Annotated in this window: 25 protein-coding genes; 13 read left to right on the plus strand and 12 right to left on the minus strand. The window is 65.2% G+C overall.

Annotation, left to right across the window (positions count from 1 at the left end; genetic code table 11):
* Positions 1 to 36 precede the first annotated feature (36 nt).
* The 6 genes from G6N43_RS23405 to G6N43_RS23430 all read left to right on the plus strand — a co-directional run bounded on the left by G6N43_RS23405 (position 37) and on the right by G6N43_RS23430 (position 6,050).
* Positions 37 to 1,311, plus strand: coding sequence for a sulfotransferase family protein (locus G6N43_RS23405; RefSeq protein ID WP_407664922.1), 1,275 nt, complete (start codon positions 37 to 39; stop codon positions 1,309 to 1,311).
* Complete coding sequence (locus G6N43_RS23410; protein WP_083149424.1) at positions 1,312 to 2,559, plus strand: MBL fold metallo-hydrolase; 1,248 nt, start codon at positions 1,312 to 1,314, stop codon at positions 2,557 to 2,559.
* Entirely contained in the window at positions 2,556 to 3,305 is a 750-nt protein-coding gene (locus tag G6N43_RS23415; RefSeq protein ID WP_083149423.1) for an SDR family NAD(P)-dependent oxidoreductase, read from the plus strand. The genes G6N43_RS23410 and G6N43_RS23415 overlap by 4 nt, the downstream gene beginning before the upstream one ends.
* Positions 3,306 to 3,318: 13 nt before the next feature.
* Positions 3,319 to 4,287, plus strand: coding sequence for an LLM class flavin-dependent oxidoreductase (locus tag G6N43_RS23420; protein ID WP_083149422.1), 969 nt, complete (start codon positions 3,319 to 3,321; stop codon positions 4,285 to 4,287).
* Between the two features lie 21 nt (positions 4,288 to 4,308).
* On the plus strand, positions 4,309 to 5,007 hold the full coding sequence (locus G6N43_RS23425; RefSeq protein WP_083149421.1) for a TVP38/TMEM64 family protein: 699 nt from the start codon (positions 4,309 to 4,311) through the stop codon (positions 5,005 to 5,007).
* Between the two features lie 104 nt (positions 5,008 to 5,111).
* Positions 5,112 to 6,050 (plus strand): R2-like ligand-binding oxidase, encoded by a 939-nt coding sequence (locus G6N43_RS23430; RefSeq protein WP_083149420.1) that lies wholly within the window; start codon positions 5,112 to 5,114, stop codon positions 6,048 to 6,050.
* Positions 6,051 to 6,204: 154 nt separating this feature from the next.
* Here G6N43_RS23430 and G6N43_RS23435 read toward each other — a convergent pair whose 3' ends face one another.
* Entirely contained in the window at positions 6,205 to 6,603 is a 399-nt protein-coding gene (locus G6N43_RS23435; protein ID WP_308206483.1) for a Zn-ribbon domain-containing OB-fold protein, read from the minus strand.
* A gap of 92 nt (positions 6,604 to 6,695) precedes the next feature.
* On the opposite strand from G6N43_RS23435, the gene G6N43_RS23440 reads away from it, so the two are divergent.
* A complete protein-coding gene (locus G6N43_RS23440) occupies positions 6,696 to 7,889 on the plus strand; it encodes a thiolase family protein (RefSeq protein WP_083149507.1) in 1,194 nt (397 codons plus the stop codon).
* A 10-nt stretch (positions 7,890 to 7,899) separates the two neighbouring features.
* On the opposite strand, the gene G6N43_RS23445 is transcribed toward G6N43_RS23440, so the two are convergent.
* Positions 7,900 to 8,433 (minus strand): LOG family protein, encoded by a 534-nt coding sequence (locus G6N43_RS23445; protein ID WP_083149418.1) that lies wholly within the window; start codon positions 8,431 to 8,433, stop codon positions 7,900 to 7,902.
* Between the two features lie 3 nt (positions 8,434 to 8,436).
* Complete coding sequence (locus G6N43_RS23450) at positions 8,437 to 9,024, minus strand: NAD-dependent epimerase/dehydratase family protein (protein ID WP_083149417.1); 588 nt, start codon at positions 9,022 to 9,024, stop codon at positions 8,437 to 8,439.
* 215 nt (positions 9,025 to 9,239) lie between these two features.
* On the opposite strand from G6N43_RS23450, the gene G6N43_RS23455 reads away from it, so the two are divergent.
* Both G6N43_RS23455 and G6N43_RS23460 read left to right on the plus strand, forming a co-directional pair.
* Entirely contained in the window at positions 9,240 to 10,196 is a 957-nt protein-coding gene (locus tag G6N43_RS23455; protein ID WP_083149506.1) for a nitrilase-related carbon-nitrogen hydrolase, read from the plus strand.
* Positions 10,183 to 10,686 carry a DUF302 domain-containing protein gene (locus tag G6N43_RS23460; protein ID WP_083149416.1) on the plus strand — a complete coding sequence of 168 codons (504 nt, stop codon included), beginning with the start codon at positions 10,183 to 10,185 and terminating at the stop codon, positions 10,684 to 10,686. Before G6N43_RS23455 ends, G6N43_RS23460 begins: the two co-directional genes overlap by 14 nt.
* 10 nt (positions 10,687 to 10,696) lie before the next feature.
* Here the strand turns inward: G6N43_RS23460 and G6N43_RS23465 are convergent, their stop codons facing one another.
* Genes G6N43_RS23465 through G6N43_RS23490 form a run of 6 tightly spaced genes read right to left on the minus strand, consistent with a single transcriptional unit; the run spans position 10,697 to position 15,458 of the window.
* Positions 10,697 to 11,527: an LLM class F420-dependent oxidoreductase gene (locus tag G6N43_RS23465; protein WP_083149415.1), complete on the minus strand. Its 831-nt coding sequence runs from the start codon at positions 11,525 to 11,527 to the stop codon at positions 10,697 to 10,699.
* A 34-nt stretch (positions 11,528 to 11,561) separates the two neighbouring features.
* Positions 11,562 to 12,161 (minus strand): carboxymuconolactone decarboxylase family protein, encoded by a 600-nt coding sequence (locus tag G6N43_RS23470; RefSeq protein WP_083149414.1) that lies wholly within the window; start codon positions 12,159 to 12,161, stop codon positions 11,562 to 11,564.
* Positions 12,158 to 13,021 carry a TIGR03619 family F420-dependent LLM class oxidoreductase gene (locus G6N43_RS23475; protein WP_083149413.1) on the minus strand — a complete coding sequence of 288 codons (864 nt, stop codon included), beginning with the start codon at positions 13,019 to 13,021 and terminating at the stop codon, positions 12,158 to 12,160. Before G6N43_RS23475 ends, G6N43_RS23470 begins: the two co-directional genes overlap by 4 nt.
* Positions 13,018 to 13,848 carry a TauD/TfdA dioxygenase family protein gene (locus tag G6N43_RS23480; RefSeq protein ID WP_083149412.1) on the minus strand — a complete coding sequence of 277 codons (831 nt, stop codon included), beginning with the start codon at positions 13,846 to 13,848 and terminating at the stop codon, positions 13,018 to 13,020. Before G6N43_RS23480 ends, G6N43_RS23475 begins: the two co-directional genes overlap by 4 nt.
* 6 nt (positions 13,849 to 13,854) lie before the next feature.
* Positions 13,855 to 14,178: a hypothetical protein gene (locus G6N43_RS23485; protein ID WP_083149411.1), complete on the minus strand. Its 324-nt coding sequence runs from the start codon at positions 14,176 to 14,178 to the stop codon at positions 13,855 to 13,857.
* Positions 14,175 to 15,458, minus strand: coding sequence for an aromatic ring-hydroxylating oxygenase subunit alpha (locus G6N43_RS23490; protein WP_083149410.1), 1,284 nt, complete (start codon positions 15,456 to 15,458; stop codon positions 14,175 to 14,177). Before G6N43_RS23490 ends, G6N43_RS23485 begins: the two co-directional genes overlap by 4 nt.
* A gap of 111 nt (positions 15,459 to 15,569) precedes the next feature.
* Here G6N43_RS23490 and G6N43_RS23495 point away from each other — a divergent pair, with 111 nt between their 5' ends.
* Positions 15,570 to 16,487, plus strand: coding sequence for a LysR family transcriptional regulator (locus tag G6N43_RS23495; RefSeq protein WP_083149409.1), 918 nt, complete (start codon positions 15,570 to 15,572; stop codon positions 16,485 to 16,487).
* A 144-nt stretch (positions 16,488 to 16,631) separates the two neighbouring features.
* Here G6N43_RS23495 and G6N43_RS23500 read toward each other — a convergent pair whose 3' ends face one another.
* Positions 16,632 to 17,132: a nitroreductase/quinone reductase family protein gene (locus G6N43_RS23500; RefSeq protein WP_083149408.1), complete on the minus strand. Its 501-nt coding sequence runs from the start codon at positions 17,130 to 17,132 to the stop codon at positions 16,632 to 16,634.
* Positions 17,133 to 17,176: 44 nt separating this feature from the next.
* Here G6N43_RS23500 and G6N43_RS23505 point away from each other — a divergent pair, with 44 nt between their 5' ends.
* Complete coding sequence (locus G6N43_RS23505; protein WP_083149505.1) at positions 17,177 to 17,716, plus strand: nitroreductase/quinone reductase family protein; 540 nt, start codon at positions 17,177 to 17,179, stop codon at positions 17,714 to 17,716.
* Positions 17,717 to 17,745: 29 nt separating this feature from the next.
* Entirely contained in the window at positions 17,746 to 17,901 is a 156-nt protein-coding gene (locus tag G6N43_RS30455) for a hypothetical protein (RefSeq protein ID WP_165761844.1), read from the plus strand.
* Here G6N43_RS30455 and G6N43_RS23510 read toward each other — a convergent pair whose 3' ends face one another.
* Together G6N43_RS23510 and G6N43_RS23515 are read right to left on the minus strand one after the other, a co-directional pair.
* Positions 17,902 to 18,753 (minus strand): extracellular catalytic domain type 1 short-chain-length polyhydroxyalkanoate depolymerase, encoded by an 852-nt coding sequence (locus tag G6N43_RS23510; protein ID WP_083149407.1) that lies wholly within the window; start codon positions 18,751 to 18,753, stop codon positions 17,902 to 17,904.
* 93 nt (positions 18,754 to 18,846) lie between these two features.
* Positions 18,847 to 19,311 carry a VOC family protein gene (locus G6N43_RS23515; protein ID WP_407664823.1) on the minus strand — a complete coding sequence of 155 codons (465 nt, stop codon included), beginning with the start codon at positions 19,309 to 19,311 and terminating at the stop codon, positions 18,847 to 18,849.
* Between the two features lie 145 nt (positions 19,312 to 19,456).
* Between G6N43_RS23515 and G6N43_RS23520 the strand changes: the two genes are divergently transcribed.
* A complete protein-coding gene (locus G6N43_RS23520) occupies positions 19,457 to 20,257 on the plus strand; it encodes a SigB/SigF/SigG family RNA polymerase sigma factor (protein WP_083149406.1) in 801 nt (266 codons plus the stop codon).
* The last annotated feature ends 79 nt before the right edge of the window (positions 20,258 to 20,336 follow it).

Raw genomic sequence — 20,336 nt, forward strand, 5'->3', positions numbered from 1 at the left:
GAACGGTATGTCGAATATTCGACGCACGCAATGACGATGCGAGGACCGGTGATGGCCAGCGGCGAACTCCGTTTCGACGATCTGACCGCACCCCAGCTGACCGACGTTCAGCAGCAGATTCTCGAGCACACCGAGAGCCGCACCGTCGACCTCGCCGTCGAACCGATGGTCGCCGAGGCGATCGCCGAAGCCGGTGTCGACGACTTCGCGGCCGATGACGGATTCTGGGACCGCATCACCGGCTACGTCGACGCCATCGAGGGTGACGACGGCCTGACGCAGCTGATCCGCGGGACACTGCGGCAACGCATCGTGCGGCTCCTACGCAACAGGTTGTCGCTGACCGAACTGCTCAACCGCTACCCCGAGATCGAGTCGATCCCCGTCGAGAAGCCGTTCATCGTGGTCGGGATGCCGCGCTCGGGAACGACACACCTGGTCAACCTGCTGGCCGCCGATCCTCGTCGCCGCGCGCTGCCCTACTGGGAAAGTCAAGAGCCACTGCCGATTCCAGGCCACGGACCCGACGTCCATGGCGTCGACCCCCGGTACACCCGCGCGAAGAACGAGCACGACGCAATGATGGTCAGCGCCCCGGCGACCGCGGCCATGCACGACCGCTTCCCCGAGGCGATCGAGGAAGAAGTGGAGATCCTCGACCTGGACTTCGCCGCGTACGTGCTGGAATGGCACGCGCGGGTGCCCGGCTGGCGGGACCTCTACCTCGGCCTGGACCAGACGCGTCACTATGCGTACCTGAAAAAGGTGCTGCAAGCGTTGACGTTCTTGCGCGGGCCCCGCACATGGGTACTGAAGTCACCGCAACACTGCGAGCAGCTCGGCCCACTGATGACGACATTTCCTGACGCCACCGTGGCCTTCACCCACCGCGACCCCGTCGCCGTGATCCAGTCCGCGATCACGATGATGGCCTACTCCGACCGGCTGCGCCGGCGCAGCATCGAACCGCAGTGGCTGCTCGACTACTGGGCCGACCGTGTCGAGCGGCTGCTGCGTGCTTGCGTGCGAGACCGCGCCCTGGTGCCCGCCGACCGCAGTGTGGATATAAGCTTCCACCATCTCAACGGCCACGAATTCGACCTGCTCGACGACCTCTATGCGCGCGCCGGCGTCGAGCTGACCGGCAAGGTCCGCAAGGCGTTCCAGAAGTATCTCGACAGCAACCCGCGCGGTAAGCACGGCGCGGTGCGCTATGAGCTGCAAAGGCACTTCGGGGTGTCGCCCGACGAACTACGCTCGCAATTCGCCTTCTATTTCGAACGGTTCGACGTGCGGCCCGAAGGACACTAGGTGAGCGAGGAGCCGATCTACCGAAGCCGCCCGGGCGCTGACGCACTCGCCCCGGCGACGGCCGAGCACGCCGAGAAGGTCGCCCCGGGCATCTGGTGCTCGCCGGGACTGTCGAACGCCTATCTGCTGACCACTACTGATGGGCGCGTCGTCGTCAACACCGGCATGGGATTCGAAAGCGCGGTCCACCGCGCCAATTTCGACGCCGTCGACTCCTCCCCCATCCGGTACATCATCGTCACTCAGGGCCACTACGACCACGTCGGCGGCCTCGACACGATGCGCGATCCGCAGACCCAGGTGGTCGCCCAAGCCAACTGGCGCCACTGGCGCGACGACAACGAACGCCTGCTCGCCTACCGCGCCAACAACAGCGCGTTCGCATTCTCCGACAGACTCGCGCACGGCATCGCGGCCATCCAGCAGCGCTTCGGGAAACGGATTCCGCCCCAGGCCGCCCCCACCGCCGATATCGAGGTGGACGACTCCCTCGTGTTGACCGTGGGCGGCCGCACCCTCGAACTGCTGGCCACGCCCGGCGGTGAGACGACCGACTCAATGGTCGTCTGGCTGCCCGACGAGCGGGTGTGCCTGTGCGGCAACACCTTCGGTCCGGCGTTCGGCCACATCCCGAACTTCGTCACCATGCGCGGCGACCGGTATCGCGACGCGCTGACGACGATCGCCTCGATCGAACGGGTCCGCGATCTGCGGCCCGAGGTCCTCATCACCGGGCACTTCGATCCGATTCGCGGCGCCGACCGCATCCACGCCGAGTTGACCCGCCTGCGCGACGCGATCGCCTACCTGCACGACCGAACGGTGGAGGGCATGAACGCGGGCAAGGACGTTTTCACGCTGATGCGTGAGATCACGCTGCCCGCCGAGCTCGAGGTCGGTCAGGGCTACGGCAAGGCCTCCTGGGACGTGCGGGCCATCTGGGAGAACTACTCCGGATGGTTCCATCACCGCTCCACCACCGAGCTCTACGCCGTCGGCCCCGACGAGCTCAACGCCGACTTCGTCGAGCTGGCTGGTGTCGACCGGATCGTGGAGCGGGCGGAGGCACACCTCGCGGCGGAGCGCCCCGTGCACGCGATCCATCTCGCCGAAGTGGTCGTCAACGCCGACCCGGACCACGCCGGTGCACGAGCGGTGCTCAAGTCGGCACATCAGCAACTGCTCGCCGCCAGCACCAACTTCTGGGAATCCGCCTGGCTGACCAAGAAGATCGGAGAGTATTCATGACCGCGCGTGCGACCTTCGACTTCACCGGCACCGCGGCTCTGGTCACCGGCGGAACGAGTGGCATCGGGCACGCGACGGCCACGCTCTTCCGCGACGCCGGCGCCAGCGTCACCGTCACCGGCACCAAGGCGAGCGCAGGCGACTACGGCACCGACCTGACCGGAATGACGTATCGCCAACTCGTCCTCACCGATACGAACTCGATCGACGAACTCGTCGCCGCCACAAGCACACTCGACGTACTGGTGAACAATGCCGGCGCGAACTTCCCCGGTGGGCTCAACGAGGCCGAACCCGACGGGTTCGAGGCATCGGTGGCGCTCAACCTCACCGCCCCGTACCGCCTGACCGTCGGACTTCGCAAGGCGCTCGCGGCGTCGACGGCCCAGGGCGGCGCCAGCGTCGTCTTCCTGTCGTCGTTGTCGGCACTGCGAGCGGTCACCATGGTGCCCGGTTACGGCGCGGCCAAGGCCGGCATCGCGAGCCTCACGCACAATCTCGCGGTGAAGTGGGCACCGCGCGGCGTCCGCGTCAACGCGGTGGTGCCCGGCGTGATCGACACCCCGATGACCGAGCTGGCCCAGACGGTGCCCGAGATCATCGACTCCGAACTCTCCCGAATTCCGCTCGGCCGCTTAGGCACTGCGGCCGAGATCGCATCGACGATCGCGTTTCTGTGTACCGAACAGAGTTCCTATACCAGCGGCTCGCTGTTCGTCGTCGACGGCGGATCCACCAGCCAGTGAACGAGGCACCCCCATGACGATGGCCATCTTGCGGTTCAATTTCGCTGCACCGCAGGATGAACCGGCCACACGCCGGGACCGCATACAGGCGGCGATGGAGCTCAGCGCGTGGTCGGAAACCCGCGGCGTGAGCGCCGTCAGCTTCGACGAGCATCACCAGAGCGGGCACGGCTGGAGTTGCAACCCGATCATGACCGCGGCGGTCCTGCTGTCCCGCACCGAACGCCTCGTCGCCAGCGTCGACTGTGCGCTGGGTCCGCTGTGGCACCCGGCGCGGCTCGCCGAGGACATCGCGCTGGCCGACACGATCGGCAACGGACGGCTCATCGTCACGCTGGGGCTGGGGTACCGCCCCGTCGAATATGAAATGTTCGCAACGCCTTTCGAGGACCGTGGCCGTCTGATGGACGAGCTCCTCGAGGCGCTGCTGTCGCTGTGGTCGTCGCCGGACTTCAGCCCCGGCCCGCTGACCCGCCCACACCCGACGGTGTTCGTCGGAGGCAGTGTCCGCGCCACCGCGAGGCGGGCCGCCCGCTACGGTTTGCCGCTGAACCTGCCCAGCCATCTCCCCGAACTCGCCGACTACTACCGGGAACTGTGCGCAGAGGCCGGACACCGACCGATCGTCGTGATGCCGCCAGCGCGCAGTCGCGGCATGGTCTTCCTGCACGAGGATCCGGACCGGGCCTGGGCGGAACTCGGCGAGCACTACCTCTGGGAAGCGCGCGTCTACTCAGGATGGAGCGGCGGTCAGGTGCACTCGTTCATGCACGGTACCGAGACCATCGAGACCCTCGACGACGTGAAAGCGGCGGGCCGGTATCGCTTCATGTCGCCCAACGAGCTGATCGCCGACGTGAAAGAGAACCCCGACGACCACATCGTCCTGCACCCGCTCGTCGGCGCGATGCCGATCGACGAGGCGTGGAAATCGGTGCATCTGCTGACCGACGAGGTGCTGCCCGCTCTGGAAAGGCGGTAGCCGGGCACAATCGCAGGCAACATGTCCGAGATTGACGAGCCCGAACCCACGTCGCGCTGGCGCCATGTCCTGCGGCTTGCGGTGGTCGTGGCGTTTCTGCTCGGCCTGTTCTACCTCGTCGCGGTGGCCAGGGTCGTCGACGTCGAGGCGATTCGTGAGGCCGTCGCCGCCACGGGGCCCGTCGCACCCGTCGTCTACGTCGTGGTGTCGGCTCTGCTGGGAGCCCTGTTCGTGCCGGGGCCGATCCTCGCGGCCGGCAGCGGCGTGCTGTTCGGGCCTGTGCTCGGACTGTTCGTGACGCTGGGCGCGACGGTGGGAACAGCCGTCGTCGCCAGCCTGATCGGCAGGCGCGCGGGACGCAACAGCGCACGAGCACTGCTGGGTGCCGACCGAGCCGACCGGATCGATGGGCTGATCGAGCGACGCGGGCTGTGGGCAGTGGTCGGGCAGCGGTTCATCCCCGGCGTCTCGGATGCGCTCGCGTCCTATGCGTTCGGCGCGTTCGGGGTTCCGGTGTGGCAGATGGCCGTTGGCGCGTTCATCGGATCGGTGCCGCGAGCGTTCGTCTACACCGCACTGGGAGCGTCGATCGGCGACCTGTCCTCGCCGCTGGCGTACGCCGCGATCGCGGTCTGGTGCGTCACCGCCGTCGTCGGCGCGTTCGCCACTCACCAGGGCTACCGAAAATGGCGTGCACACGCGCGAACACAGGCGGAATAGGTCACCGTGGTCCGGGTGAGCTCATCGTCGCTGGTCAGAAGCCTGTTTTGGCGAGCTCCCAACCGCTTGGTTGACTGTGACCGCAGTCACACTAGAGTCATCCCATGACCAGGAACCGCTCTGATTCACTCGCCGCCGGGGGGCTCAACTGGGACAGCTTGCCGTTGAAGCTGTTCGCTGGGGGAAACGCCAAGTTCTGGGATCCCGCCGATATCGATTTCTCGCGTGACCGCGAGGACTGGGAGGGGTTGTCGGAGCTCGAACGGGACTGGGCGACCCGACTGTGCGCCCAGTTCATCGCCGGGGAGGAGGCGGTCACCCAGGACATCCAGCCCTTCATGGCGGCCATGCGCGCCGAGGGCCGCCTCGGCGACGAGATGTATCTGACACAGTTCGCGTTCGAAGAGGCCAAGCACACGCAGGTATTCCGCATGTGGCTCGACGCGGTCGGGATGACCGACGACCTGCAGCACTACCTGGACGGCCTGCCCGCGTACCGGCAGATGTTCTACGAAGAGCTGCCGAAGTCACTCAACGCGCTGGCGTCCGATCCCTCACCCGCGGCTCAAGTTCGCGCCTCGGCGACCTACAACCACATCATCGAAGGCATGATGGCGTTAACGGGATACTATGCGTGGCACCGCATTTGCGTGGACAACAACATTCTGCCGGGGATGCAGGAGTTGGTGCGCCGCATCGGCGATGACGAGCGCCGCCACATGGCGTGGGGCACGTTCACGTGCCGGCGCCACGTCGCCGCCGACGACGCGAACTGGACGGTGTTCGAGAACCAGATGAACGAACTCATCCCGCTGGCACTGAAAAACAACGACGACGCCTTCGCTCTTTACGACGAGATCCCCTTCGGCCTCACCATGGACGAGTTCGCGGCGTACGCGTCTGACAAGGGAATGCGTCGGCTGGGAACTATCAGCAGCGCGCGCGGGCGGGACCTCGCCGAGATCGATATCGACTATTCGCCGGTGCAGTTGGAGGACACGTTCGCCGATGAAGACCGCAAGTCGCTGGCCGCATCAGCCTGACACACGCGCCCGGCCGCGGCACCCGGCCTAGCCTGCCGGCCCGCCGGGCAGAATGCCGTAGTTGCCAACCTCGTGGCGACATTGTCGCTCAACTACTACGCGGCGGCCACGAAGGTGCGCGACATTGTCGCGCGGAGGTTGGCACAGCGCATAGTCAGTCCCTCGGCGCGAACACCGGCACGTACACGGTCTCGGCGCCCACCTCCTGCCGTTCGAAGCGCACTTCGACGGGGAGACCGATGCGAACCGAGTCCGGTTCGCAGTCAACGATGTTCGATGCGATGCGTAGATCGTGCTGCTCGTCCAACTCGACGATCGCAATCACGTACGGCACGGGTACGTCCGGGTTGAACGGCTGATGGTTGACGGTGTAGGTGAACACCGTCCCGCGGCCGGACACCGGGCGGGCCTCCAGCACGCCGTCGCAGTCGGGACAGTCGGCGGCCGACGGATTCACCCATACGCCACACGGCACGCAGAAGGGGATCAGCAGCCGTCCGTCTGCTCCTGCCGTCCAGAACGCCCGGTTGTGGTCGTTGAGCGCGGGCAACATCCGCCCCGGGACAGTGGGCGGGGCGTCGTCGGACATGCAAAGCAAAGTACATTCCTATCGGCTGTCACTACAAAAATAGACGGATGGTGCCGATGAGCCACTTCGAGAAGGACACGATCGTCAGCGGCCTCGGCATCTCCCAGATCGGCCGTCGGACCGGGATTCCCGGCCTGGAGCTGAGCATGGAGGCGGTCCGCGCCGCGATCGCCGATGCCGGACTCACACCCGACGATATCGACGGGATCGCGACGTTCGGCGACACGTTGCCCTCCGAAATCGTTGCTGCGCTTGGCAATCAAGCCACCGATGTCGGGGTGGGCTTCGGTACCGGCGGGGTGCTCACGCCGTTCATGTCGGCTCTGGTCGCGGTTTCGGAGAAGCGGGCGCGGCATGTGCTTGTCTATCGGACGGTGCAGATGCTGGGCGGGGCGATGACCGATGGGCCCGCCTCGCCGTTGCTCGGCCCGCTGGCCAACCCGCCCGTCGAGCCGCGACTGCCCGGTACGCGACGCAAGCTCAAGCCGTTCGAGGACATCGACGCGCTGCTGGCGGCCCATGCGTATTCGGCGGCGAACTGGGTGGCCATGCACTGCCAGCGCCACATGGCGTTGTACGGGACGACCAAGGAACAGCTGGGCTGGCTGGCGATCAACAGCAGGCGCAATGCCGGGCTGAACCCTCTTGCGGCGTTTCGCGAGCCGATGACCATGGACGACTATCTGAGCGCGCGCCCGATTTCGACGCCGCTCGGCCTATTGGACTGCGACATCCCGGTCGACGGCGCCATCGCCTTTGTGGTCTCGCACGCCGATTACGCGGCGGACTGCCCGACTCCCGCGGTCAGGGTCGAGGCGGTCGGGGGCACCTACGGTTCGGGCGGATGGTTTCATCGCGACGACTTTCCGAAGATGGCGTCGGTCGAAGCCGCCGTCGCGATGTGGTCGCGCACAGACCTGAAGCCGTCAGATGTGGATGTCGCCGAAATCTATGACGGCTTCACGTTTCTCACGCTCGCGTGGCTGGAGGCGCTGGGTTTCTGCGGCGACGGCGAGTCGGGACCGTTCATCGAGGGCGCGACGCGGATCGCGCTCGACGGAGAACTGCCGCTCAACACATATGGGGGCCAACTGTCGGCGGGACGCCTGCACGGTTACTGGTTGTTGCACGAGGCCTGCCTCCAATTGCGAGGGCAGGCCGGCGACCGTCAACTCACGCGACGGCCCGAGGTGGCGATCGCCGCCGCAGGTGGCGGCCCGATCGCGGGCTGCATGGTCCTGACGCGCTGAGCGCTGCGAACTAGGCAACGACTTCCTCGAGGAAGTCGATCGCCCGTGCGACGTCGTCGGTCACGAAAACCAGATCGTCGAGGGGCACCGGCAGGAAGCCCTCCTCCTCCATCCGGTGAAGCTGAAGTACTAGCCCGTCGTAGAAGCCGGCCGTGTTCAGCAGCACCACCGGCTTGTCATGCAGGCCGTGCTTGCGGAGTTCGAGGATCTCGGTTGCCTCGTCGAGCGTCCCCAGCCCACCTGCCATGACCACGACGGCGTCGGAATGCCTCAGCAACAACGCTTTTCGCTGGGCGAGATCCGAGGCGAACACCATCTCGTCGGCGTGCGTTCTCGCCTTATCCCGCAGAAGCTCCACCGATATCCCGACGAGCCGTCCACCGGTCTCCTGCACTCCGTCAGCGACGACCTTCATCAGCCCCGTATCGGATCCGCCCCACACCAACGTGTGACCGGCCCGTCCGAGGCCTTCGGCGAAGTCGCGCGCCGGCCGCGTATAACGCTGGTCGAGATCGGCTGCCGACAGAAATATGCAAACGTTCATGGATCAGTCGACTACGGTCAGGATTCCTGACGGCGCGTCGAGAGCTTCGACGGTCCGAGCGGCAGCGGTGTCGATGTGCACCCTTGGCGCTGAGGGCAATTCACCTTCGTAGTACGTACCCGGACCATAGAACGCACCGTAGCGGAGCACGACACCGTTCATCCCGAGCACAGCCTGTTCGAGGTAGCTCACCGCATCGGCACCCGGGCCAGGATCCGTGGTCCACGCGATACTTTGCGCGATGATGCGCGCATGGCTCAAACCGTTCATCGCGTCGATGAGGTTGCGTGTGCCCTCCTCGCGGATCCGGGCATTGAGCAACTGAGCCGTTGGGATGTCCTCGAATGCATCAGGCAGGTCGGTCAGCTCATGCAGAACCACGTCGGGTGAGAACGACTTCACGGCGTCAGCGAGGCCTGCGCGATTGAAGACGTCGCAGATGATGGGCTCAGCGCCGATCGATGACAGCCATTTCGCCTTATGGGGCGTTCTCGTCATCGCGCCGACGCTGTGGCCTGCACTAACCAACAGCGGGACGAGTCGGCTGCCGATGACGCCGGTGGCCCCTGCCAGGAATATGCGTTCGGTCATCGCACCGCCTCCTGTGTCCAATCTGGATCAATTCCAGCTACACCAATCGACGCTACCCATCGATTGGCCATGGTGTGCGGGCCATTTATGGCGTGCTTTCGTGGGCCATTGGCAGCAGCTGCAGGTCCGCTAGGTATGCACAACTAAACTCAGGAATACGTTCCGACGCGGTTCGCTTGCACCTGACAACAGTGAATATCGGAAAGGTGAAGGCCATGACTGTCGTCAAAGCCGCTGCGGTACAACTCAGTCCCGTCCTCTACAGCCGGGAGGGCACCGTCCAGAAGGTCGTCGCCAAGATCGCCGAACTCGGTGACCAGGGCGTGCAGTTTGCCACCTTCCCGGAGGCGATCGTGCCCTACTACCCGTACTTCACTTTCCTGCAGCCTCCGTTCGAACTCGCCCCTCAGCATCTACGCCTGCTCGACCAGGCCGTGACCATCCCGTCCGTGTCGACGGACGCGATCGCCGATGCCGCGAGATCGGCCGGCGTCGTGGTGTCCATCGGTGTCAACGAACGTGACGGCGGCACGCTGTACAACACGCAACTCTTGTTCGATGCCGACGGCGCACTGCTTCAACGGCGCCGCAAACTCACACCCACTTACCACGAAAAAATCCTCTGGGGCCAGGGCGACGCCTCCGGCCTACGCGCGGTCGACAGTGCAGTCGGACGAATCGGGCAATTGGCGTGCTGGGAGCACTATCACCCGCTGTTCCGGTACGCGTTGATCGCCGACGGCGAGCAGATCCACTCGTCGATGTTCCCTGGATCGTTCGGCGGACCGATCTTCGCCGATCAGACCGAGATCGCTGTTCGCAACCACGCCCTCGAGTCGGGAAGCTTCGTCGTCAACGCCACCGGGTGGCTCGACGCCGACCAGCGGGCTCAGATCGTCGCGGATACGGGCGGACCCGTCGGTCCGATCTCGGCGGGATCGTTCACCGCGATCGTGTCGCCGCTAGGTGAATTACTCACGGAGCCATTGGTTTCCGGAGAAGGTGAGGTGATTGCCGATCTCGACTTTTCCTTGATCGATCAACGGAAGTCGAAGATGGACGCCCGCGGGCACTACGGCCGCCCGGAGCTGCTCAGCCTGATGATCAACCGCAGCCCCGCACCTTACACACACGACATCAACATCGAGGAGGACGATCATGTCCGCATCTGAGCCGCAAGCAACCCCCTTCGACGGCGTCCGCCTTCGCTTCGACAGCACCAAGAGTTACGACAACCTCGTCGAGGCGGTGCTGGCCGATGTCGGCCACGAACCCGTGCCGATCGACGACATCGGGCAGCGCTTCGCAAGCTGGGAGTCCTACGAGCACGAGGTACAGAAGCACGTCGGCCCAGGCGGTTTCATGTTGTTCGGTTCGCTGAATCACGGCGGGTGGATCGCCAAAACCGGCATCCACCGAAAGGTGCTGCGTCTCATCATCGGAAATCCGTTGATAGCGATCACCATGATTCGCCACGACGTGACCGCGGGGCTGTTCGCGCCGGTCGAACTCCTGCTGACCGACGAGGAGAACGGCAGCGCACTGACCTACGTCGTGCCGTCGTCCCTCATGGTCGTCGAACCCAATCCACCGTTGCTCGCCGCCGCGCAGGAACTCGACGTCAAGCTCGCCGCACTCGCCGCGAAGGTCACTGGGGCCTAATCAAGGAGGACTAACCGAGCTTCGCGATGTCCACCGCCAACTGGTCCAGCCGTCGAAGCGTCTCGTCGCGCGGCTCCGTCGGAAGTTCCACCACGACCCGCTCGACGCCGAGAGATGCGTAGCCGGCGAAGGAATCCACCGACTGCGAGCCGAGCTGACTGACCGTCACCGGCACGTCCTGGCCCGTGACGGCACGCAGCTCCTCGAGTTGCCCGGCGAGCACGTCCGGAGACGGGGCGATCGCCATCCAGCCGGCCTGCAGTCGCGCGATGCGCCGAAACGCCGCCGGTCCCCCGCCACCGATGTACAGCGGCGGATACGGCTTCGTCACCGGCTTGGGCCAGCAGAAGATCGGGTCGAAATCGACGAATTCACCGTGGTATTCGGCTTCGTCCTGCGTCCAGATGTTGATCATCGCATCCAGCCGCTCGTCGGCCACCCGGCCGCGCACGGCGGGATCGACTCCGTGATTCGCGATTTCCTGACGGTTCCAGCCAACCCCTACGCCGAAGACGAACCGGCCCGCCGAAACGAGGTCGAGCGACGCGACCTCCTTGGCGGTGATGATCGGATCACGCTGCGGGATCAGGGCGATACACGTACCGAGCAACAGCGTCTCGGTCGCACCCGCGGCGGCCGTCAAGACGATGAACGGATCCAGGGTGCGGTAGTACTTCGGCGGTATCGGGCCACCCGCCGGATACGGGCTCGGGTTCTTGACCGGGATGTGCGTGTGTTCGGCCAGGAACAGCGACTCGATGCCCCGCTCCTCGACAGCTGCTCCGAGGTCGGCAGCGCCGATTCCTTGGTCGGTCACGAACGTCAAGACCCCAACCCGCATGTCGCTCCCTTGTCTGCCGCAGAACGGCGCCAGTTTAGGGCGACGGTGGACGCGGATTGGGTAGTTTGGCGCTACCCGGAGGTGGCGTGAGAGCCCAGGTGTCGCACGCGATCGCCAGCATCGCGTAGGTGCCGACGACGAAGATGAGCTCCATCGCCTGGGGTGTGCCGAACTCGTCGACAAGGCGTTCCCAGGTCCGCGGCGCGGCGCGCCCGTCGGCGAGCAGTTCGTCGGTTGCCTCGAGCACCAACCGGTCCGGACCCTCGAACCCGTCGTTGCCCTGAGCAAGACGCGCGATGTCCGCCTCGGACAGACCTCCGGCGATCGCGACTCTGACGTGCTCGCCCCAAAAGAACGCCGATCGCCGGGTATGGGCCAACCGGAGGATCGCGAGCTCACGCAGGCGCAGCGGCAGCTCCCCGCGTTGCAGCAGAAACGCGTTGTAGGCCAGGAACTCCCGGGCCATCGCCGGATGGCGGACCAGCACCCCGAGGATGTCGAACTTCAACGGGTCACGGGCGCTGCCGGAGCCGGCACGCGGTACGTCGTCACCCGGTATCCCGAACAACGCGCCGACGGCCGCGTACTCGTCGTCACCCCACTCGTCCGCGCTAAGCGGGCGCAGCAGCGTCATGTCTCTCCGTCCAGTCCGTGCAACTCGGCCAACGCGTGGATCTGTTCGAGGTAGTGCCCGCACGACCTGTGCACGAAGTGGGCGAAGACGGTCGTCGTGCCGGCGGCGGCCATCTTCTCCAGTGTCGCCTCGACCGCCGCGGGATTTCCCACCGGATCCAGCGGCCTCTCCGGCGGTAGGACCACTTCGAAGCCGGGCGGGACATCGCGGTCCTTCAGCCACTCGGCGGCGGTGTCGATCGGCACGGCGAACGGGCTCCACCCGTCGGCGAGCGTGAGCGCCCGTCGCAGCGACCGTTTCGTGCGGCCGCCGACCCAGATCGGCATATGTGGTTGTAGCGCACAGGGATCGACGGTTAGACCACTGAACGAGTAGAAATCGCCGTCGTATGCGGGTTCTTTCGTCGGCAGCGCAGCGCGCAGCGCCCGCAGGGCATCGTCGCCGCGCGCCCCGCGGTCCTCGAACGGTGCACCGAGCAGATCGAACTCCTCGCGCAGCGATCCGACACCTACGCCGAGGATCACCCGCCCCTTGCTGACATGATCCAGTGTGCCGTAACGCTTTACGACAGCCAGCGGATGGTGATACCCGAGCACCAGCGTCATGGTCGCCAGTCTGATCCGCTCGGTGCGAGCCGCGATGTAGCCGAACGTGGCCAGCGGATCCCAGTAGCGTGCGCCGCGCCGGCCGGCCTCCGACGAGGGGATGCCGATGTGTTCGCTGCACGTCAGGTGGTAGTACCCGAGCCGATCCGCCGCCTCGGCGACCCGACCGATGTCCTCGATCGTGGCGTCGCGCTCCCACGTCAGGGCCGCACCGCCGACATTGGTGACCACCGGCGTCGCAATGCCGATCTTCACTGCAAAGGCTCTTCTCCCGCGAGGATCGTGCGGTGCATGAGGCGTCCGCTGTCGGCGGGATACTCCAGCACCCGGTGCATCGTGCCGGTGTTGTCCCACATCAGCAGGTCGCCGGGAACCCACTCGTGGCGGTAGACGTACTGCGGCTGGGTCGCCCAGTCACGCAGCCTTGCCAGTAGCGCGCGGCTTTCCTCCACCGGCATACCGATCACGTAATCCGCTGTCGCGCCGAGCAGAAGGGACTTGCGGCCCGATCGATGCGTCCACACGAGCGGACAGGATTTCGTCGGCGACTTCTGCCAGAACGTTATTTCCTCGTAGCTCATCTCGGGACGAACGTAGTACTGCGATCGCTCGGCGCTGTGGACCACGCGAAGGTCGGCGATGAGTTCCTTGTCGGTTTCCGGCAGATCGTCGTAGGCGGCGTAGGTGTTGCAGAACTCGGTGTCACCGCCCGTGTCGGACAGCTTGACGGCCCGCAACAGCGTCGCGAGATTCGGGTAGGGCTGCAGCGAACCGTCGAAGTGCCAGAACATCGAGCCCTTGAGGTATTCGGCGCGCTGGTTGACGTTCTCGTCGAGCGAGATCTTGTAAATGCCGCTCTCCCCCTCGTTTTCGGGAATGTCGCCGAGCGTTCTGGCGATCGCGACCTGCTGCTCGTCGGTGATGTCGAGCCCACGGAGGAAGACGACACCGCGCTGCTCGAGGATCGCGCGGATGTTGGCGGCCTCGGCGCCGCTGAGCAGCGTGTCGAGGTCGGTTCTGATCTCGCTGCCGATCCGCGGGGTGAGGTCTACGACGTCGAGTTGTGCAGAGGTGATTCCCATGGCGAGTCAGCTCACTCTCGTCAGGATGGTGTTGGCCGAATGCTTCACTCGCGGTTGCTTCCACAGTTCCACCGCAAGCGAGACGGTGATGAGCGAGTAGAGCAGGTTGCGCAGGTTCGCGACGTCGTCGGGCAACGGCTCGGAGTAGTCGAACTTGTCGATGTAGGCGACCGCTTCCTCGGCGAAGGGGAAGACCTCGTCGTAGAACGCCTGGATCTCTTCCATCGTGGAGTTCACCCGCTTGACGTAACGCTGGTGGCCGTCCTCGATGGCCCATTCGTCGACCAGGTGCTCGAGTTTCGAGAACTCCGGCGGCAGAACACAACTCATGACCGGTCCTTCTCTTTCTCGCCTGCTTCCACATAATCCGCGACGACCTTGTGCAGATGCCGCAGCAGGATCTCCTCGTCGTTCATGGTGAAGTGCGTGAGGACGCCGCTGTTGAGCATCGCCTGCAGGCCTTCGGACGGGCTGGCGTCCTCGAGGATGATGTCGTTCAGGAATGTCACGGTCAGTTCCTGACCAAGTCGTTCGCGATGCGTCGTCGGCGGTTGGTAGTACGCCTCGGTCTCGAAGATGTGCGAATGCGGACCGGTGGGCCAGTGCGTGTGCACCGTGTACCCCGACGCGCCGAAGATGAGCACGAAGTTCGGAAAGAACTGATACGAGTCGAAGCCGTATTTCTCCGATCGTGTCGGGTTGATACCCCGCGGCATCGGCCCCCTGTCGATCTTCTTGTTCCACGGGCCCGCTGCGCTGGCCTCGAAGACGCATTCGATCGGTTTGGAGTACGGGGTCTTCTGCGACGGCTCGCCGGCGAACGAGAACATCCGGTGCGGACCCTTGAGCTGGTAGGCCAGCGCGTCGGTGAACGGGTTGGGTTGGTCGAACGCCTCCCTGGCCTCCGCCGTGAGCGCCCCGAACGAGGAGGCGTGCAGATAGGGACCGTGGTAGCTCTCGGCGAAACTGTCGACGAAAATCTTCCAGTTGCACTCTAATTCGGCCTTGAACCGATAGACCTGGTGCGGCCCTTGGAACGGATAGCCCTCCAGATCGTGCGCGAGCTCGCCGAGGTATGACCGCAGCGGCTCGGTGTTGTGCGGGTTGAGGTTGATGAAGATGAACCCCTCCCACACCTCGCACTGCACCGCGGGCACCCGGCAACTGTCGGCGTCGAAGTCGAGCAGCAGGTCCTTGCGGGTGGCCGAATGCAGCGTGCCGTCGAGCTTGTAGCGCCAGCCGTGGAACCGGCAGTACAGCAGCGGCGCGCGGCCCTCGACCTCCTGGAACGGATCGTCCTCCCACAGCATCTTGTTGCCGCGGTGCGGGCAGATGTTGTGCATGGCGCGGATCACGCCGTCCTTGCCGCGCACGACGATGATCGAGGTGTTGAGGAACGGCAACTCGCGGGTGAAGTAGCTGCCCGACTTCGGCACCCGTTCGACCCGTCCGACATACAGCCAGGTCTTGCGGAAGACGTGCTCGCGTTCCTTGTTGTAGAACTCCTCGGAGACGCAGTCCTCCAGAGACACCGGGCCGCGGCCGAGTTCGGGATAGGCGTCGGTCCAATGTCCGCTTTCGGGTTTCGTCACCAGGCTGTCGTGACTCATGAGGCTCCTCAGACTTCGACCCCGATTGCAGCTGGGCCGACGCTAACAGCTGCGGAAATGGCGAAAACAGATGCAGAACCGCAACACCCTGTTGCATATTTGGAACAGCCGATGGAACAGAACCTGCCCTTCGACCTCGATGCCCTGCTGGTGTTCGGCAAGGTGGTCGAGAATCGCAGCCTGTCGAAGGCGGCCGCTCTCCTCGGCATGCCCAAGTCGACGGTGAGCCGCAAGCTGACCAAGCTCGAAGCGGATCTCGGCATCAAGCTGCTGCGCAAGAACACGCATCAGCTCACCGTCACCGACCTCGGCGAGCAGGTCTACAGCCACGCCGTGAACATCCTGGCCGAGGCCAACGGCGTCCGCGCCCTGGTCGAGGGCAGCAGGTCCGAGCCGCAGGGCGAGCTGAGGGTCGCGATACCGATCTTCCTGGGTATCGATTACGCGTCGCGGGTCGGCACGGCCTTCCTTCAGCACTATCCCCAGTCGCGGTTGGACATCCGGTTGGTGGACAACCTCGTCGACCCGGTCAAGGACGGGTTCGACGTGGTGTTCGGCACCGGGCCGCTTCAGGATTCGACGCTGATCGCGCGGAAGGTGTTCAGCCTGGGGCTCTTCCTGTGCGCCTCACCGGACTTCGTCGCCCGGCTGCCCGAACCGATCACGGATCCCGCGCAGTTGGACACCGTCCCGTTCATCGACTTCGGCTTCGGCGGGCCCCGCAAGATGAGCGTGGCCAGACACAAACGCCGCTACGAGCTGTCGCCCCAGGTGCGGGCGCGCGCCAACAACTTTCAGGTGTCCAAGCAGTACATCCTGCAGGGGCTCGGGGTCGGCGTCATGCCCACACAGATCATCTGCACCACCGAACTGCGCGAGGGCAGCATCGTTCCCGTGCTGCCGGAGTGGAAGCTCGACGCGATGGATGTCCACATGATCTATCCGTTCGAGCTCTCGTTCTCCACACTCATCACCGCGTTCTACGAGACCGCCTGCCAGATCATCGTCGAGAACTCCGCGCGAGCCTGAGGTGAGATGAATGTTCAAGCAAGTCTGTTTCTTTCGTAAGCGTTCGTCGACTACTAGGAGGACTGCCGCTTCATCGGTTTCAACGAAATGCGGCGGAAGTGCTTGTAAACCTCTGCATTTCATTGATCGCGATGGGGCCACACGCTACGACTGAAGATCGGCTTCGGTGAACACGTCGATGCTCTCGCCGGGAGTCAGCATCACCACCGGAATGTGCCGCGTCGTCGCCTTCTGGTAGTTGAGGTACGGCGGAAACACCCGCGCCATGTAGTCCCAGATCCTGTGTCGCTCTTCACCTTCGGGCTCCCGCCACGACGCCCGGAAGGCCTGGGTGGCGACCTGCACGTCGACGTGGTCGCCGGCGCGGATGTTGAGATACCACTCGGGGTGTTGGTCCGCGCCAGCCCTCGACGCGACGATCACGATCTCGCCGCCGATACTGCCGTAGATCAGCGGGACGATCTGCGTCCGACCTGACTTGCGGCCCTTGACCCTGATCAGACAGTGGGTCGTGAATCGGTGGCCCCCGACATCTCTGATGTCCATGACGTGGCCAGCTGTGCCGCCTGATCGCAGATACATCTCGCGGTGATGGGTGGTCCAGTCGCGTTCCTGCCGGATGGCGGCTGCCGATTCGTCGCTCATTGCGCCTCTTCCCGATGGCCTTCTGGGTTCATACCATGGCCCCAATGACCGATTTGCTCAATGGCATCCCGAGGGTCGACCCGACGGCCGAACCGTCGTGGATGCTGCGGGCGGTCGGGGGAATCCTCTCCACCGGGCTCGGCTCGACCATCCATCGCCATGTCATGGCGCCGCTCGACGGGCCGTTGATGCGTCTGACGAATGGCCACTTTCACTTCGGCAAGGGCACCATCCCGCTGGTCGTGCTGCGGTCGACGGGAGCCAAGTCGGGGATCGCGCGCGACGTACCGCTCGGCTATTTCACCGACGGTGACGACGTCATCCTGATCGCCTCCAACTACGGCCAGGCGAGACACCCGAGCTGGTACTACAACCTGCGGAAAAACCCTCGGTGCGAACTGTTCCCAGACGGCCGTCTCGACGGCGGCGGTCACTTCGTGGCCCGGCTCGCCGAGGGCGCGGACCGTGATCGCCTGTTCGCCCTCGCCGAGGGCTACGCCTCCAATTTCGCGTCCTACGCGGTGAAAACCGACGGCGTCCGCACCATCAACGTGTTCCGGCTGTCACCCGACGCCGGGGTTTAGTCGCAGACCGGCCGGGCGAACCTCGACGCATGGAGCAGACCAACGACCCACCATCGACGCCTAGGGACGCCACCAAGGTGACTGATGAGCAGCGGGACATGCAGGACAAGCTCGACCACCAGAACGACGATCCCGACGCCCCTGGCGGGCATCAGACGAAGGACCAGGTCGCCGACGAAACCTAGTCACCTGCCGTGGGTGGCGAAGAACTGGGCACTGGCGTTCGAGGCATCCAACCAGGTGTGCCCGCCGCCGTCGATCTGAACGAGCGAGACCTCGGTCCCGTCGGCGCAACCGGCGGCGGTGAATCGGATGACGCTGGGCATCGGAGAATCCTCGACGGGCGCCGGGCAGCCTTCGATATCGCGCCACCGCTGCGCCATCTCCAGGGCTGACAGAATGTCGCTCGCCCCGCCGCGGCCCACCATCGCGCCACCGTTGAACGGCACGACGGGGTCCGCGGTCCCGTGGATCATCAACACGGACACCGGTTGCGACGGGTTGCACGGCAGCGAGGACCCCAGCGTCGCCGCCACCGAGGCGACGGCGGCGAAGACGTCGGCGCGATCGCACGCCAACCGGTTGGCCATGAAGCCGCCCGCCGATATTCCGGTGGCGAAGACGCGGCCCGGGTTGATGCCGAAGTCGTGCGTGAGCCGCTGGGCGACGGCGACCAGGAAGCCGACGTCGTCGATCCCCTGACGGTCGGGTATCGAGGCACCACGCCCATCGGCCCAGCTGAGGTCGATGCCCTCCGGATATGCCACGACGAACCCGTGCGCATCGGCGACGGCGTTGTAGTTCGTCGCCGCAGCCTGCGCGCCTCCGGTCATCCCGGAGCCGTGCAGGTTGAGCACAAGGCCGTTCGGCTGCTCGAGACCGGGCGGGACGTGAACGAGATAGGTGCGCTGCAACCCGCCGAACGTCAGGGCGTCGGGAAAGTCGCCGCCGGGGACGGCCGAGGCCGACGCACCGCTGTAGGCGACGAAGCCCAGGAGAAGGGCGATGATCGCCGTCGTGCGCCCGAAAATCCGCAAAGCTCAGCACCCCCGGTGGTGGGACAGTCGTACGGATCGCCATTGTGGCCGCGCAACCCGACCCGAGACCGCGTTACGGCGAAATGCGCTGGATCAACCCACGGCGATGAGCTCCAGCTGGATGTTGTCGGGGTCGCGGAACACCACTGTGGCGAAGGGGAACGGCTGATCCAACGCCCTGATGCCGGAATGCTCGATACCGAGCTCGTCGAGCCGGGCCGTCCACGCCTCCAGATCGGCACGGCTGGCGACGTTGAACCCCAGGTGGTCCAGCCCCGTACGGGCTTCGTCGAAACGCTCCCCATCGTTGCCGGTGTTGGTGTGCAGGCCGAACACGAGGCCGGAGCGCGGTTCGACAAGCAATTCGCCGTAGCCGGTGTCCTCACATCCGTAGTGCGGGAATTTGATCGGCATCCGCTCACCGCCGAACACGCGTTGGTACCAGGCCAGGCTGGCCTCCAGGTCGGTGACGGTGATGGACACGTGGTGGAGTCCGGTGATAGCTACGGGTTCGCTGTGGTCTGGCTGCATACCGATGGTCATATCAGAAACGGCCACCCATCCCGCGCCATTGGGCGGATCCCGCGTCCCGAGGGCCGGGCGCGAGGGGTTTCAGCACGTCGTCGGATGGGTATAGCCCGGATCACGAGAGGTTCAGAATCCGAGCCGCGTCATTTACTACGCAGTACCGGATAGGGGCTTCATGTCTGAACCGACTTCTGAGTACGCCGACCTCACCGAGATGTTTCGTCATTTGGCGACTCTCGACGAAGGCTCGCCCGCGTACCGGCGTCAACGCGACGCCATCATCGAGCGTGGCCTTCCGCTCGCCAATCACATCGCACGACGCTTCCGCAACCGCGGCGAGCCGGTCGACGATCTCGTCCAGGCGGCCCGCGTTGGCTTGGTCAACGCCGTCAACCGCTTCGATCCCGAGAACGGCTCCGATTTTCTGGCGTTCGCCGTGCCGACGATGATGGGCGAAGTGCGCCGCCATTTCCGTGACTACGGGTGGGCGGTCAAGGTGCCGCGCCGGCTGAAAGACCTCCAGGGCCAGATGGTCAGGGCCCGCGGCGAACTGTCGCAAGAACTCGGCCGCGCACCGACGCCCTCCGAGATCGCGAAACACCTTGGCATCGACCGGGAATCGGTGATCGAAGCGACGATCGCGAGCAGTAACTACACCACTTTGTCGACCGATGTGCAGGCCGGGCCGGACGCCGAATACCGGGCCATCGGCGACACGCTCGGCGACGTCGACACCAATCTCGACAAGGTGGTCGACATCGAGACCGTACGTCCGCTCATCGCCGCTCTGCCCGAACGCGAGCAGACCGTGTTGACGCTGCGGTTCTTCGAGAACCTCACCCAGACGCAGATCGCCGAGCGGATGGGCTACTCACAGATGCACGTGTCGCGGCTGATCGCGAAGGCTCTCAACACCCTGCGCGAGCAGGTCCGTGAACCGGAGCGGGCGGACACCCGCGAACTGCTGTCCGCTTGATGCGCTAAACCGCCCTGACCAGGCGCGATTGAGGGCCCCGGCGGCCTTTAGAAAGCGCCAAGGTCCGCACCGCACCCTT

The sequence above is a fragment of the Mycolicibacterium moriokaense genome, assembly GCF_010726085.1.
In the GTDB taxonomy this organism is placed as follows: domain Bacteria; phylum Actinomycetota; class Actinomycetes; order Mycobacteriales; family Mycobacteriaceae; genus Mycobacterium; species Mycobacterium moriokaense.

Bases quoted from the DNA above. Each gene is read 5' to 3' on its own strand.
- G6N43_RS23430 (WP_083149420.1), top strand. From the start codon at position 5,112: ATGACCAGGAACCGCTCTGATTCACTCGCCGCCGGGGGGCTCAACTGG.
- G6N43_RS23470 (WP_083149414.1), bottom strand. From the start codon at position 12,161: ATGACGCTGCTGCGCCCGCTTAGCGCGGACGAGTGGGGTGACGACGAG.
- G6N43_RS23435 (WP_308206483.1), bottom strand. From the start codon at position 6,603: ATGTTGCCCGCGCTCAACGACCACAACCGGGCGTTCTGGACGGCAGGA.
- G6N43_RS23455 (WP_083149506.1), top strand. From the start codon at position 9,240: ATGACTGTCGTCAAAGCCGCTGCGGTACAACTCAGTCCCGTCCTCTAC.
- G6N43_RS23440 (WP_083149507.1), top strand. From the start codon at position 6,696: ATGAGCCACTTCGAGAAGGACACGATCGTCAGCGGCCTCGGCATCTCC.
- G6N43_RS23495 (WP_083149409.1), top strand. From the start codon at position 15,570: ATGGAACAGAACCTGCCCTTCGACCTCGATGCCCTGCTGGTGTTCGGC.
- G6N43_RS23465 (WP_083149415.1), bottom strand. From the start codon at position 11,527: ATGCGGGTTGGGGTCTTGACGTTCGTGACCGACCAAGGAATCGGCGCT.
- G6N43_RS23520 (WP_083149406.1), top strand. From the start codon at position 19,457: ATGTCTGAACCGACTTCTGAGTACGCCGACCTCACCGAGATGTTTCGT.
- G6N43_RS23460 (WP_083149416.1), top strand. From the start codon at position 10,183: ATGTCCGCATCTGAGCCGCAAGCAACCCCCTTCGACGGCGTCCGCCTT.
- G6N43_RS23505 (WP_083149505.1), top strand. From the start codon at position 17,177: ATGACCGATTTGCTCAATGGCATCCCGAGGGTCGACCCGACGGCCGAA.
- G6N43_RS30455 (WP_165761844.1), top strand. From the start codon at position 17,746: ATGGAGCAGACCAACGACCCACCATCGACGCCTAGGGACGCCACCAAG.
- G6N43_RS23490 (WP_083149410.1), bottom strand. From the start codon at position 15,458: ATGAGTCACGACAGCCTGGTGACGAAACCCGAAAGCGGACATTGGACC.
- G6N43_RS23480 (WP_083149412.1), bottom strand. From the start codon at position 13,848: ATGGGAATCACCTCTGCACAACTCGACGTCGTAGACCTCACCCCGCGG.
- G6N43_RS23485 (WP_083149411.1), bottom strand. From the start codon at position 14,178: ATGAGTTGTGTTCTGCCGCCGGAGTTCTCGAAACTCGAGCACCTGGTC.
- G6N43_RS23500 (WP_083149408.1), bottom strand. From the start codon at position 17,132: ATGAGCGACGAATCGGCAGCCGCCATCCGGCAGGAACGCGACTGGACC.
- G6N43_RS23445 (WP_083149418.1), bottom strand. From the start codon at position 8,433: ATGAACGTTTGCATATTTCTGTCGGCAGCCGATCTCGACCAGCGTTAT.
- G6N43_RS23415 (WP_083149423.1), top strand. From the start codon at position 2,556: ATGACCGCGCGTGCGACCTTCGACTTCACCGGCACCGCGGCTCTGGTC.
- G6N43_RS23425 (WP_083149421.1), top strand. From the start codon at position 4,309: ATGTCCGAGATTGACGAGCCCGAACCCACGTCGCGCTGGCGCCATGTC.
- G6N43_RS23405 (WP_407664922.1), top strand. From the start codon at position 37: ATGCGAGGACCGGTGATGGCCAGCGGCGAACTCCGTTTCGACGATCTG.
- G6N43_RS23420 (WP_083149422.1), top strand. From the start codon at position 3,319: ATGACGATGGCCATCTTGCGGTTCAATTTCGCTGCACCGCAGGATGAA.
- G6N43_RS23450 (WP_083149417.1), bottom strand. From the start codon at position 9,024: ATGACCGAACGCATATTCCTGGCAGGGGCCACCGGCGTCATCGGCAGC.